At 74.4% G+C, this 13366-nt stretch carries 13 protein-coding genes; 6 read left to right on the plus strand and 7 right to left on the minus strand.

From position 1 onward, the window contains the following. Positions 1-15: 15 nt before the first annotated feature. Positions 16-1062: an SDR family oxidoreductase gene (locus B4U46_RS02175; protein ID WP_079423548.1), complete on the minus strand. Its 1047-nt coding sequence runs from the start codon at positions 1060-1062 to the stop codon at positions 16-18. A gap of 80 nt (positions 1063-1142) precedes the next feature. Then, positions 1143-1661, minus strand: coding sequence for a DUF6328 family protein (locus B4U46_RS02180; RefSeq protein ID WP_079423550.1), 519 nt, complete (start codon positions 1659-1661; stop codon positions 1143-1145). Between the two features lie 151 nt (positions 1662-1812). Between B4U46_RS02180 and B4U46_RS02185 the strand changes: the two genes are divergently transcribed. From B4U46_RS02185 to B4U46_RS02205, 5 genes are all read left to right on the plus strand, one after another. Further along, the gene (locus B4U46_RS02185) at positions 1813-2943 is read left to right on the plus strand and encodes an enolase C-terminal domain-like protein (protein WP_079423552.1); all 1131 of its coding nucleotides are present in this window, start codon (positions 1813-1815) and stop codon (positions 2941-2943) included. Between the two features lie 124 nt (positions 2944-3067). After that, positions 3068-4798 (plus strand): glycoside hydrolase family 15 protein, encoded by a 1731-nt coding sequence (locus B4U46_RS02190; RefSeq protein WP_079423555.1) that lies wholly within the window; start codon positions 3068-3070, stop codon positions 4796-4798. A gap of 109 nt (positions 4799-4907) precedes the next feature. Beyond that, positions 4908-5888, plus strand: coding sequence for a GlxA family transcriptional regulator (locus tag B4U46_RS02195; RefSeq protein WP_079423557.1), 981 nt, complete (start codon positions 4908-4910; stop codon positions 5886-5888). A 73-nt stretch (positions 5889-5961) separates the two neighbouring features. Then, entirely contained in the window at positions 5962-6732 is a 771-nt protein-coding gene (locus B4U46_RS02200) for an MBL fold metallo-hydrolase (protein WP_079423559.1), read from the plus strand. Between the two features lie 136 nt (positions 6733-6868). Next, a complete protein-coding gene (locus tag B4U46_RS02205; RefSeq protein WP_079423561.1) occupies positions 6869-7324 on the plus strand; it encodes a hypothetical protein in 456 nt (151 codons plus the stop codon). A 51-nt stretch (positions 7325-7375) separates the two neighbouring features. Here B4U46_RS02205 and B4U46_RS02210 read toward each other — a convergent pair whose 3' ends face one another. The 5 genes from B4U46_RS02210 to B4U46_RS02235 form a co-directional block, all read right to left on the minus strand. Next, complete coding sequence (locus B4U46_RS02210) at positions 7376-9352, minus strand: ABC transporter ATP-binding protein (RefSeq protein WP_237292528.1); 1977 nt, start codon at positions 9350-9352, stop codon at positions 7376-7378. A 114-nt stretch (positions 9353-9466) separates the two neighbouring features. Continuing rightward, the gene (locus tag B4U46_RS36155; protein WP_107438205.1) at positions 9467-9658 is read right to left on the minus strand and encodes a hypothetical protein; all 192 of its coding nucleotides are present in this window, start codon (positions 9656-9658) and stop codon (positions 9467-9469) included. 504 nt (positions 9659-10162) lie between these two features. Beyond that, positions 10163-10597, minus strand: a complete 435-nt coding sequence (locus tag B4U46_RS02225; RefSeq protein ID WP_079423567.1) for a hypothetical protein — start codon at positions 10595-10597, stop codon at positions 10163-10165. Next, positions 10597-11892, minus strand: a complete 1296-nt coding sequence (locus B4U46_RS02230) for an amidase domain-containing protein (RefSeq protein ID WP_079423569.1) — start codon at positions 11890-11892, stop codon at positions 10597-10599. The genes B4U46_RS02225 and B4U46_RS02230 overlap by 1 nt, the downstream gene beginning before the upstream one ends. A gap of 3 nt (positions 11893-11895) precedes the next feature. After that, the gene (locus B4U46_RS02235; protein WP_079423570.1) at positions 11896-12219 is read right to left on the minus strand and encodes a type VII secretion target; all 324 of its coding nucleotides are present in this window, start codon (positions 12217-12219) and stop codon (positions 11896-11898) included. 266 nt (positions 12220-12485) lie between these two features. Here B4U46_RS02235 and B4U46_RS02240 point away from each other — a divergent pair, with 266 nt between their 5' ends. Then, on the plus strand, positions 12486-13364 hold the full coding sequence (locus tag B4U46_RS02240; RefSeq protein ID WP_079423572.1) for a DMT family transporter: 879 nt from the start codon (positions 12486-12488) through the stop codon (positions 13362-13364). Positions 13365-13366: the final 2 nt, after the last annotated feature.

The raw sequence follows: 13366 nt of genomic DNA on the forward strand, positions 1-13366 counted from the left end.
CCTCGGCTTGGTGCCTCAGCGGTGTGCGGTCCGGTGGTGGCGCAGGGCCGCCAGGGCGAGGGTCGCCGCCGTCGCCGCGCCGGTCCACAGCAGGCGCGGGCGGCGGGCCGCCCAGGCCTCGGGGGAATGCGGGTGGGAGCGGTCGTCGAAGGTGCCGTGCGCCCCGAAGTCCCGGCCGTCGTCGCCGTCGAGGGGGTTCCACAGGTTGTGCGGGCGCGGTCCGGGGTCGGGCTCGGCGGTCTGCTGGGAGGCGAAGCCGGTGCGGGCGAGGTAGCGGTCCAGCAGGCCCGGCACCAGCCGGTTGGCGATCACGGTGGCCAGGGCCCGGCCGCCCACGCAGTAGACGCGCCGTCCGGGGTGGTCGGCCGCGTGGACGATGGCCCGGGCGGCCACCTCCGGCTGGTAGATCGGCGGTACGGGCTGGGGGCGGTGTGGCAGCCGCGACAGGCCCCAGCTGAACTGCGGGGTGTTGACGGCGGGCAGCTGGACCACCGTCACCTTCACCCGGCTGCCGCGGTGCATCAGCTCGGTGCGGACGGAGGAGGTGAACCCCTGGACGGCGTGTTTGGCGCCGCAGTACGCCGACTGGAGGGGGATGGAGCGTTCGGCGAGGACGGATCCGACCTGGACGATGGTGCCCGAGTCGCGGGGCAGCATCCGGTCCAGGGCGGCCCTCGTGCCGTGGACGTAGCCGAGGTAGGTGACCTCGGTGACGCGCCGGAACTCCTCGGGCCGGATCTCCTCGAAGGGGGCGAAGACGGTGGTGAAGGCGACGTTGACCCACACGTCGACGGGCCCGAAGACGGCCTCCACCCGGTCCGCGGCGGCGGCGACCTGCGCGGCGTCGGAGACGTCGGCGGGCAGCACCAGCGGGGTGCCGCCCGCCTGTGCCACCTCGTTCGCGGCCGCTTCGAGCCCGGCGCGGCCGCGGGCGATCAGCGCCACCCGGGCGCCGCGCGCGGCGAACTCGCGGGCCGTGGCGCGGCCCACTCCGGCGCTGGCTCCGGTGACGACCACGGTCTGACGGGGCCGGCGGGGGTGCTCACTGCGGGTGGTTTCCATGGCTGCGGGCTCCTTGGGGGCGGCCGTCGGACGGTGGGCGGGGGCAGCGTGCGGTGGGCGGCGCGCCGGGCGGCGTCGGCTCAGGTGTCGTCGGTGTGCCGCTCCCGTGCCCACAGGGGCAGCGCGAACCAGCACAGCAGGTACCAGGCCACCACCCCGCCGACGAGGCAGGGGACGAGCGTCCCGTGGGTCACCACCCGCAGGACGAGGAAGAGCGCGGAGGTGAAGGTGGCGAGCAGCAGCACGATGCCGGCGAAGGTCAGGCGCGAGGCCCAGACCACCGCCTGGGGTTTGATGCGGCGTCCGGAGACGATGCGGTGGAAGGAGACCGGGCCGATCAGCGCGCCCGCGGCCAGCGAGCCGGTGACCACCGTGGCGACGTAGACCGCCTTGTCGGTCGCCGAGATCCCCTGGAAGTGCGGGGTGAAGGCGACCGTGAGCAGGAAGCCGAAGAGGATCTGCACGCCCGTCTGGGCGACCCGGATCTCCTGCATCAGCTCCTGCCACTGCCGGTCGGCCCGTTCGTCCCTGCTCTCGTGCCGGCCCCGGCCGGCTCTTTCACCGCCGGCCGGCCGCGCGGCGGTCCGCCGCTCCTTCATATTCCTGCCGGTTCCTCCCGTACGGCGTGGCACTGGTCCCCTTCGCGCCTACCCGCCCGCCCCGCCCGTACACGCGCCGGCGGGAGGACTGCGGGGGGCACGCAGGGGTAGGCGCGGATGCGTCCCTACGTGAGGCGTGAGGAGGGCCCGGATGCGTGCGCGCAAGGAGTGCGGGGACGTCCCGGTGGAGCGGATCGGGGTCGGTGCGTACACCGTGCCGACCGATGCCCCGGAAGGGGACGGGACCCTGGCCTGGGATTCGACGACCGCGGTGGTGGTGGAGGCGGACGCCGGGGGTGTGCGGGGCCTGGGCTGGACGTACGCCCCGGCGGCGGCCGCGGAGGTGGTGCGGGAGCTGCTGGCGGAGGTGGTCGAGGGCCGTGACGCCTTCGGGGTGCCGGGGCTGAACGAGGCCATGTGCCGGGCGGTGCGCAACGCGGGACGGCCCGGGATCGCCTCGTGCGCGATCTCGGCGGTGGACATCGCCCTGTGGGACCTCAAGGCCCGCCTGCTGGGGCTCCCGCTGGCCGACCTGCTCGGGGCGGCGTGCCCGGAGGTGCCCGTGTACGGCAGCGGCGGCTTCACCACCGCGCCGGACGAGCGGCTGCGGGCGCAGCTGGAGAGCTGGGTCCACGGGCTGCACATCCCGCGCGTGAAGATCAAGATCGGGCAGGACCGGGGCCGGGCCGTCGGCCGCGACCTCGCGCGGGTGGCGCTGGCCCGGGAGGTGATCGGGCCCGGGGCCGAGCTGTACGTGGACGCCAACGGCGCCTACGCGCGGGGGCAGGCGCTGCGGGTGGGGCGCGAGCTGTCCGCGTACGGGGTGCTCTGGTTCGAGGAGCCGGTGTCCTCGGACGACCTGCCGGGGCTGCGGCTGCTGCGCGACCGCCTCGACTGCGATGTGGCGGCCGGGGAGTACGGCTACGACCTGCCCTATTTCGCGCGGATGACGGCGGCCGGGGCGGTGGACTGCCTGCAGGCCGACGCCACCCGCTGCGGCGGGATCACCGAATGGCTGCGCGTGGCCGCGCTCGCCCGGTCGCAGGGGCTGGAGCTGTCGGCGCACTGCGCCCCGCACGTCCACGCCCACCCGGCCGCGGCGGTGCCGGGCTTCCGGCACATCGAGTGGTTCCACGACCACGCCCGGCTGGAGCCGGTGCTGTTCGAGGGCGAGGGCCTGCTGGACCCGTCCGGGGGCACGGTGCGCCCGGCGGCCTCGGGGGCGCCCGGGCTCGGGCTGGCGCTGCGCCGGTCGGGAGCGGAGCGCTACCGGGTGCTCTGAACCGCGCCCGCGCCGGCGGCGGCGCGGGTTGGGGCCTCCTGGTCCGGGTAGCCGCCCGTACAGCGGAAAGGGGGTGAGCCCCACGGAACGGCGTCGCGGCGGACCCCGTCCCGGACCGCGGCACGTGCCGCGGCCGTTGCGGGACTACGCGCTGCTGGCCGACGGGGAGCGGGGCGCGCTGACCGGGCCGGACGGCGACGTGGTGTGGCTGTGCGTGCCCGGCTGGGACGATCCCGCGGTGTTCTGCGAACTGATCGGCGGCGCGGGCGCGTTCACGGTGCGTCCGGAGTGCTCGTGGAAGGTGTCGGGCGGGGCGTACCACGAGGGCTCGCTGATCTGGACGGCGCGCTGGACGATGCCGGACGCGGTGGTGGAGTGCCGGGAGGCCCTGGCGGCCCCGGCCGAGCCGCACCGGGTGGTGCTGCTGCGCCGGATCCGGGCCGTGTCGGGGGCCTCGCGGATGGCGGTGCGGCTGGCGGTGCGCGGGGAGTACGGCAGCGCGCCCGCGCCGGTGCTGCGGCGGGCCGGGGAGGGGCTGTGGGAGGGGGCGCGCGGATCGCTGCGGGTGCGGCTGCGGGGCCCGGAGGGGGCGCGGGTGGGACCGGACGGGGAGCTGGGCGCGCTGGTGGACGTGGCGCCGGGCGGTGGGTGCGATCTGGTGCTGGAGGTGGGTGACGGGCCGCTGGGCGAGCCGGTCGACGCGGAGTCCGCGTGGCGGCGTACCGAGGGGTTCTGGGCCGGCGCCGTGCCCTCGTGCTCCGGGCTGACGGCGGCCCGGGACGTGCGCCAGGCGTACGCCGTCCTCACCGGCCTGACCAGCCCGCGGACGGGTGCGATGGTGGCGGCGGCGACCACGTCCCTGCCCGAACGGGCGGACGCGGACCGGGACTACGACTACCGCTACGCCTGGCTGCGCGACCAGTGCTACGCGGGCCAGGCGGTGGCGGTGCACGGCTGGCACCCGCTGGCGGACGCGGCGGTGCGCGTGGTCAGCGAGCGGGTGCTCGCGGACGGGCCCGGGCTGCGGCCCGCGTACCGGGCCGACGGCTCGCCGGTACCGGCCGAGCGGCGGCTTCCGCTGTGCGGCTATCCGGGGGCGACGGACCGGGTCGGCAACCACGCCGGGGACCAGTTCCAGCTCGACACCTTCGGCGAGGTGCTGGAACTCCTGGCGGCGGCGGCCCGCGAGGACCGCCTGCCCGGGGACGGGGCCCGGGCGGCGGTGGTGGCCGGGAAGGCCCTGGAGGAGTTCTGGGACCGGCCCGACGCGGGCCTGTGGGAACTGGAGCCGGCCTGGTGGACCCATTCGCGGCTGGCCGCGGTCACCGGACTGCGCGCGGCCGCGCGGGAGATCGGCGGGGCGGAAGCGGACCGCTGGTCGGCGCTGGCGCGGACGGTGCTGCGGGAGACCCGGCGCCGCTGCCTGCACTCCTCGGGCCGCTGGCAGCGCTCCGCCACGGACACCGGCCCCGACGCGGCGCTGCTGCGGCCCCTGGCCTCGCCGTACTGGCCGGGCCCGCGGTCCGTGGCGGTGGCCACCCGGGAGGCGGTGGCGCGGGAGCTGGCGGTGGACGGGTTCGTGTACCGGTTCCGGCAGGGCGACGGCCCGCTGGGCGAGCTGGAGGGCGCCTTCCTGCTGGGCGGGTTCCAGATGGCCTCGGCCTGCCTGGCGCACGGCCGGCCGGCGGAGGCGGGCCGCTGGTTCGAGCGGACCCGCACGGCCGTCGGCCAGGCCGGGCTGTTCGCCGAGGAGTACGACGTGCGCAACCGGCAGCTGCGGGGCAACCTGCCGCAGGCGTTCGTGCACGCCCTGCTGCTGGAGAGCGCGGTACGGCTGGACCGCGCGGGGGGCTGAGCCGGCCGGCCGTGCGTCCGCGGGCCCGGTGGGGGCGGCACCCGGACATGGCCGGATGTGACAGAAGCTGGTCATTGCAGCCATCCGGTGGGGGCGGAATGATCGGGGCATGCTCCCACCGCACAGGATCGTCATCGTCGCCTTCCCCGGCGCCGAACTGCTCGATGTCACCGGCCCGGCCGAGGTGTTCTCCGTCGCGACGCGCGTCGCCGGACCCGGGCGGCCCGGGTACACCGTCCGGGTCGCGACGGCGGGCGGGGGGCCGGTGGTGACCTCCAGCGGGCTGCGGCTGATGGCCGACCTGGCACTGGAGGAGGTGGACGGGGCCGTGGACACCCTGCTCGTGTCGGGCGCGGTGGAGGTCGGCGAGAACGGGGTGGAGCCGGTGCTCGACGCGGCGGTCGTCGACTGGCTGCGGGGGGCCGCGCCCCGGGCCGGGCGGGTGGGATCGGTCTGCGCGGGCGCGCACCTGCTGGCGGCGGCCGGGCTGCTGGACGGCCTGCCCGCCACGACCCACTGGCTCACGGCCGCCCGGCTGGCCGCCGACCACCCGCGCGTCGCCGTCGACCCGGACCCCCTGTTCATCCGGGCCGGGCGGCTGTGGACCTGCGCGGGGATCACCTCGGGGATGGACATGGCGCTCGCGATGGTCGCCGAGGACCACGGCCCCGAACTCGCCCTGGCCACCGCCCGGATGATGGTCATGTACGTCAAACGCGCGGGCGGTCAGAGCCAGTTCAGCGTGCCGCTCGCGGTAGCGGACGCGCCCGGCGGGGACCGGATCGACGAGCTGCGGGCCTGGATCGGCGAGCACCTGACCGAGGACCTGTCCGCGGAGGCGCTGGCCGCACGGCTGCACCTGAGCGTGCGCCACTTCTCGCGGCTCTTCCGCCGCCGGACCGCCACCACACCGGGCGCGTACGTCGAGTCCGCGCGGCTCGAAGCCGCGCGCAGGCTGCTCCAGGACAGCGAGCACGGCCTGCCGGAGGTGGCCGCCCTGAGCGGACTCGGCTCGGTGGAGAGCCTCCACCGCTGCTTCCGGCGCCGCCTGGGCACCACCCCCGCCGAATACCGCCGCCGCTTCCGCTGACGCCCCCTCACCCCGCCTGCCCCGGCACCCCCTTTGCCCACCCCGCCTTCCCCCCTCCCATGGAGAACTCACCGTGTCCGCTGCCACCCGAGTCGTCCCGATCCCCGTCCTGGGCCGCCACCACATCAACGCCTACCTGCTGCTGGGCCGCAGGCCCGTGGTCGTCGACGCCGGCACCCCCGGCAGCGGCCGGAAGATCCATGACGCGATCGCCGCGCACGGGGTGGACCCGGCCGACCTGTCGCTGATCGTCCTCACCCACGGGCACATCGACCACTTCGGCTCGGCCGCCGAACTGAGCCGGCTGACCGGCGCCCCGGTCGCGGGCCACGTGGCCGACCTGGGACCGTTCCGTACCGGCCGGGTCCGCGAACCGTACCTGCCCACCGGCCCGATGGGCCGCCTGATGGCCCGCAACGCGAAACTGCACGCGCGGGCCGAACCGGTGGAGCCGGAGCTGCTGTTGCGGGGTGAGACGGACCTGTCCGACTTCGGGATCGAGGCGCGCGTCATGCCGACTCCGGGACACACCGCCGGATCGGTCTCGGTGCTCACCGGGCGGGGCGACCTCGTCGCGGGCGATCTGATCGCCAGCTCCTTCATGGGGCTCATCCCGGGCAGACCGGCCAACCCCCCTTTCCACGACGACCCCGTGGGCAACCTCGCCAGCCTGAAGCGGATGCTCGACCTGGACCCGGCCCGGCTCCACGTCGGCCACGGCAGCCCGCTGGAACCGGCCCGGGTCCGCCGCTGGGCCGCCCGCGAGGAGCGGCGCCTCACCCGCCGCCGGGCCGCCGGCCGGCTGCGGACCCGGCCGGCTCAGGATCCGGGGGCGGCGGACTGACCCGGTTCGCACGACATCCGTGTGACGTCGGTGTCCTATGACATCTGTCATCCCGCACAGGTGATCACGGGCCCTGCCGCCCGTCCCCTCCCCCCGGTGAGGATGACGGTCGACGCAACGACCACGGGGGACCGAAGTGAACATCCTGAAGAAGAAGACTACGGCCGGACCGGCCGAAGAGACCAGCACCGAGAACCTCACTCCGGCCGACTACCGGCTCCCGGTCTGGTTCTTCGGCTTCGAGGGCGTCCTCGCGGCCGCCTTCGACATCATCAAGGCCTTCCCCTCGGCCTGGCCGGTCCTGCTGGGGCTGCTGGTCGTCAACATCGCCGTCTCGCTGACGATGATGCGCCGGCGCCTGAAGCTCGCCAAGGCCCTGTGGCGGGGCAAGGAGACCCGCAAGGTCGCGATCGCCCTCGTCGCCCTGCGGATCGGCAGCCACTTCGCCCTCAACGCGCTGGGCTTCGCCGTCACTTCGACCCTCGGTCACGCCCTCTTCGCGGTGGTCATGGCCACGGTCACGATCGGCCTGCTGGCCTACTCGCAGGAGACGGCCGTGCGCGCCCTCACCCGCACTCCGGCCGGGCGCTGACCGGCGGCGCCACCGGCGCCCGGGGCCGTCCTGCCCGGGCGGCCGGGTCGCTCACGGCTCCCCGGGGGCGGCCGCTGCGGCCCGCTGGGAGGGGATGGCGCCGTCGCGGTCGTGCTGGAGGGCGAGCAGTTCGCGGAACAGGCCGGGGGCGGTGGACAGTTCGCCGTACGTGCCCTGCTGGACGACCCGGCCGTGGTCGAGGACGACGATGCGGTCGGCCACGGCCACGTTGGTGAGGCGGTGCGTGACGAGGACGACGGCGCGGTCCCGGGCGGCCCGGCGCAGATGGGTGAAGATGCGGTGCTCGGCGCGCGGGTCGAGGGCCGAGGTGGGTTCGTCCAGCACGAGGAGGCCGGCGGGGCGGTAGAAGGCGCGGGCGAGGGCGATGCGCTGCCACTGGCCGCCCGACAGGTCGGTGCCGCCCAGCCACTCGCGGGCCAGGAGGGTGCCGAGGCCGGAGCGGAGTTCGGCCACGACCTCGTCGGCGCCGGTGGCCCGGCAGGCCTCCCACACACCGGCCTCGTCACCGTCGCGGCCGTCGCCGCCGGCCGGCTGGCCGAGGGTGATGTTGTCGCGGGCGGTCAGGGGCCAGCAGGCGTAGCGCTGCGGGACCATGGCGACCTGCTTCCACGCGGCGTGGGGGTCGAGGGCGGTGGTGGGGTGGCCGTCCCAGGTGACCGTGCCGGCGGTGGGCAGGTGCAGCCGGGTGAGGAGGTTGGACAGCGTGGTCTTGCCGGAGCCGTTCTCTCCGACCAGGGCGACGATCTCGCCGCGGCGGACGGAGAAGTCGATGCCGTCGAGGGCGTTGCGCTCGCTGCCCTCGTACCGGTAGACGAGCTTCTCGGCGCGGACCTCGCCGGGGGCGCCGGGGACGACCTCGCCCGCCTTCAGCCGGTAGCCGCCGGTCTCCTCCAGGAACCGTGACCAGTCGTCCATGTACATGCCGGTGCGGAAGATGACGGCGGACATCCGGACGACGCCCTGGACGGAGCCGGTGACCGTCCGCAGGGCGAGGACGGCGGTGCCGGCCGCCGCCACGGACAGGTGGCCGGTGGCCAGGAGGGCGACGAGCACGCCCCAGACGAGCGCGGACGCCGCGCCGCCGCCGAGCGCGCCGAGGAAGGCCATCCGGGCGCCGTCGGTAACGGCCTGCCGGTGGACCTCGGTGACGCGCCCGGTGATGCGGCGGTAGGTGCCCAGCAGGAACGGGGCCATCGTCCCGGCACGGATCTGGTCGGCGGCGTGGCTGTCGGACAGGTGCCAGCGCAGGACGCCGAGCATGCGGCTGTGCCCGGTCATCCGCACGCCGGCGGTGTAGGTGACGCGGGCGCTGTGGATCTGGGCGATGCCCTGCGGGATGCCGGCGAGGACGAGGAAGGGGATGAGGACGGGGTGGAGGGCGCCGAGGACGAAGGCGCCGGCGAGGAGGGAGGCGAGGGCGGCGATCAGTTCCTGGCCCTCTTCGATGATGTCCTTGGCGACGACGGCGCCGCGTTCGGCGTTGTCCCAGCGGTCCTTGAAGCCGGGGCTGTCGTAGGCGGCGAGCTCGGAGGTGGTCGCCGCGTCCAGCAGCATCAGCTCGCACTCCTGCTGCATGAGGGGCGCGAGCCGGGAGGAGAGCCAGGTCACGACGATGTACAGGCCGGCGCGGAGTCCGGCCGCGGCGGCGAGGACCGCGACCGAGGGCCAGGCGTCCCACAGCCGGCCGGTGATGTCCCCGGAGGAGATCAGGGCGGTGATGGTCGAGGTGGTGGCGAGCAGGCCGGTGGCGGCGGCGGCACCGGAGACCGCCTGGCAGGCCATCAGGACCACGACCGAGCGGCGGTCGACGCGCCAGGCGACGCTCAGGGAGCGTGTGAGGAGGTGCGGGAGCCGCCGGGCCATGTGCCGCAGTGTGATGAGCTTGGTCGCCTCCCATCTGCTGTCCCGCTCGAACGCGAAGGCGAGTTCTTCCTGGACCCGTTCCTGTCCGTCGCCGTCGCCGTCGCCGTCGCTGTTGCCGTCGCGGTTGCCGTCCTTGCTGGTCACCGGCTGCGCCTCCGTGGGTGCGGGAAGCGCCAAGTCTTCGGCAGGAACGGGGTGTCCGGAAGCCCTGGGTGCGAGGGGTCACCCGAAGGTGTCCCGGGGGGCGCGCGCCCGCGCTCAGGGCGCGGCGTCCCCTCCCCCGGCCTCCTGCCCGAGGTCGATCTCGGCACGCCGCACGAACCGCTCCCAGCCTTCGGCGGCCCGGACGCGCGGGGCGCGGCCCGGGGACGCGGGGCCGGGCTCCTGCATCTCGAAGGTCCGTCCGCTGGCACCGGGCTTGCGGCGGGGCAGTGAGGGGGTGGTGGACATGCGCCTTGCTCCTCTTCCGGCGGGGGACGCGGCGGGCGGGGCCGGGGGCCTCGGTCCGCTACGAGGGGGAGCACGTCCGGAGCGGACGGGCGGCTCCGGGGTGCGGTGACCACCTTGGCCGCCGGAGGGCCGATCGATCAATGGTCGCGTCACGACGGATTCGGCACGACGTCACCGCCGGGTCCGGGCAGCCGTACTCCGCAAGGGCGATGTCCCCGGCCTTGGCGAACTGCGCGGCGGGCAGGGTGTGCATCGGCCAACGGGCCACCGACCGCGTCGCGAGGTCGCGCAGCCGGATGCCCGGGCGTCCCGCGGGCGCGCACCCGGCGGCTCCGCCGGGCGGCAGTTCCTGCGCCCGGGTCACGTAGGGGCGCATGACCGCGTCGTACCGCCGCAGGGCGAGGGCGCCGGGCGAGCGTGTTCCGGCGACCCGTGAGATCACCCGGCAGTGGGGCGTCGCCATGGCGACCGCGAGCAAGGTGCTGGCGGAGCTGCGCCGTGAGCCTAACCGCAGTCGCCGAGGATCGGCCCCGAGCCGTCGGGTGTGTAGGTCGCCCACAGCATGAACAACTCCAGCAGAACCGCCGGACCGTCGAACAGGACGCACACGAGGGCAAGCAGCCCCGGCCAGGTGTCCCGGAGCCGCAGGCCGGAGCGGCGGCGGATCCACCGGGCCAGGAGGAGACACACGGCCATGGCCGACAGGCCGAGGACCGGCCCCGACCACGCGACGAGGTATTCCGACTTCGGAAACGGCAGGTGCCGGCAGGCCGCCTGCTGGCGGTGCACCCAGTCGCTGTCGATGCCCTGGACGCTCCAGGAGGTGACCACGCCGAGCAGGGCCACCACCGGGACGAGCAGTGCCGTGACCACCATGCCGGGCGTGACGGCCGTGCGGTCCTGTGCGGGGCCGGACAGCGCCGCGGGAGGAGTTTCCATCAGTACCAGTTCGGGTGTGGTCGGACGATGTGGACACGCTGCTGGCCGTGGTTCCTCGTGGCCACGTGCTCGCGGCTGTCCAGGCTCACGTTCTGGAACGAGCTGGTGTGCTGGGTCAGTTTGATGTCGCCGTCAGGGGTCACCGAGGTGACCACCGCCGCGTGGTAGATCTCTCCCTGGGGCTCGTCCGGGTCGGCAGCGACCTGCTCGTAGAAGACCACGTCACCCGGACGCGCCTCTGAACGCGTGATTTCCTCACCACCGTTGCGCAGGAGGAAGCCGTGCAGGCCTTTGGCCTGCGACCACGACCGGGAGTGATAGGCCCGTTGGTCGAGCCAGGGAACCCCGATGCCGCTCTCGCGTCCCCAGGTGTTGTCCCCGCGCGGTCCCATCCAGAAGTCGAACTTCTTCTGCATGCCTCCGGCCTCGAGGGCCGACGACGTGAAATTGGCGCAGTTGTTCTTGAACTCGAGATCGTCCTTCTTGTCCCAGTGGTCGAGCGCGTACCGCACCATCTCGACCCGGTCGATCTTTCCGTCGGGACCCCGGAGTTCGTGTCCGACCTCCGGCGGAAGGCCGTTGAGGTCGGCGAGGGTGACCGGATCGGCCCGCATGAGGTCCTGCCGCTGCCGGGGCGTCAGGCCGTCCCACCAGGCGCGTACCAGGTGTGGGTCCTTGCCGACGGGGATGTTCGCCCTGAGGATGTCGAACTCGATGTGGGACGCCTCGACGAGGATCTCGTTGTGCGCTCGTGAGGTATCTGAGACGTTGATGGTTCCCGCGAGTTTCTCCAGTTCGGCAGAGGCCTTCGAGTCGGCCTGGGAGGCCTCGCGGAGGGCTTCCTCTATCAGCCCGTCGACCTCGGTGATGCGTCCCTGCTCCCGGGCATAGGCGTCGCGCACGTTCTGCGGAACGTTCGGTCCCGTGGGTACGGCTCCCGTGTACACGCCCACGGCTCGACCGTCCTGAATGCTCAGCCCGTAACCGCCGGCCAGTTCGACGGCGTGAAAGAGTGTGCGCTGGGCGTACCCCATCGAGTGGGTCAGCGCGTCGAGGACCATGGCGACGCCCTTCATGATGTCGCCGCCGGACTCCAGCCGGTCCGCCAGGTCTTCCAGCCGCTTGCCGGCCGTCTTGCCGGTGGCGTCCGCCCAGTGGTCGTCCAGGGGCTTCTTCCCCTGCGCCCGGATGTCGTCGGCGGCGGAAGAGGAGCGCCGCGCGAGGTCGACCCAGTCGTCCGCCGCCTTCTGCCACTGGTCCACCCGGCAGCCGTACAGGTCGTGATAGGTGACCACAGGTCAGTTGCCCCCGAAGTCGGCGAGGCCGTGCTGGAGTCGGATGAAGGCGTCCCTCGCCTGTGCGTCCGTGGTGTCGTAGGAACGAGCCGTAGTGTGAAGGTGGTCGGCCATCGTGTTCATCTGCCTGCCCAGGTCGACCATGTGGTCCTCCCAGGCGGACGCGCACCGCTTCAGGGCCGCGGCGGAGGCCCAGCCGTGGTGGCCGTCGGCTGCCGTGTCGCTCGAGTCCAGCGACCGCCGGAGGTTGTCCAGCGCCTCTTCCGCCGCCGAGCGGGCGCCGCCCGCGCTCTGTCGCACGTAGTACGTCTTGATGTCTGTGTCCACGAATCCCCCATGAGCTGTCGGAGACACCCTAACCTCGATCATCTGTACGGACTTGCCCCCGCCGCGCTCGTGTGCAACGACGTGCCCGCATGCGCTGCTTGGCGGGTCTGGGTTTTCGCCCGACAGGGCTCAGCTAGCCAGGCGGCGCGGGGCTGCCCTGGCTGCGGAGGCGGGGCGGTGGGGGCCGGGGCGGGCGCGCGCCGGGGGTGGGCCGGGTGGGGGACAGCGGGGTGGCGGTGTGGGGTGGGGCGGTGAGGATCGGGGGTATGGGCGTCGTCGTGCCGGTTCTCTTCGCGCTGTTCGCCGCGTTCAGCAACGCGCTCGCGACGGTGCTCCAGCGGCGGGCCTCGCTCACCGTGCCGCAGAGCGAGGGGTTCCGGTTCGGGCTGGTCCTGGACCTGTTGCGGCGGCCGCTGTGGATCGGGGGGATCATGGCGGTGATCGCGGCCGGGGTGGGGCAGGCCGTGGCGCTGGCGACGGGCGCGCTGTCGCTCGTGCAGCCCCTGTTCGTGCTGGAGCTGCCCCTCGCGCTGCTGATCGCCTCGCTGATGGCACGGAGCCGGCTGCCGGGGGCGGTGTGGCTCGCCGCGGCCGCGGTGGTGGCCGGGCTGGGTGTCGTGCTGGTGGCCGCCTCGCCCGCGGGGAACCGGACGCACGTGCCGCTCGACCGGTGGGTGCTGACCCTGTCGGCGTGCGCGGGGGCGGTGGCGGTGCTGGCCGTGGCGGGGCTGCGGCGGCCGCCGGGCCGGATGCGGGCCGGGTGCCTGGGCGCGGCCACCGCCGTCTGTTACGCGCTGACCGCGGCCCTGATGAAGTCGGCCGTGCACATCCTGGGCGCGGGCGGGGCCGGGGCGTTCCTGACGGCCTGGGAGACGTACGCCTTCGGTGCGGCCGGCATCTGCGCCGTCCTGCTCCTCGAGCACGCGATGCAGGGCGGGCCGCTGGTCGCCTCCCAGCCCGCCCTGACGCTGGGCGACGCCGGGGTCAGCGTCGCCTTGGGTGTACTGCTGTACGAGGAGCACCTGCGCGCGCACTGGTGGCTGCTCCCCCAGCTGCTCGGCCTGGCCCTGATCTGCGCCGGGGTCCTGGCCCTGGCCAGGTCGGGGGCGGGAGTGGAGGAAGAGGCGGGGGCGGGGGCGGCGTGACC

Source organism: Streptomyces katrae, from assembly GCF_002028425.1.
Lineage (GTDB): Bacteria > Actinomycetota > Actinomycetes > Streptomycetales > Streptomycetaceae > Streptomyces > Streptomyces katrae_A.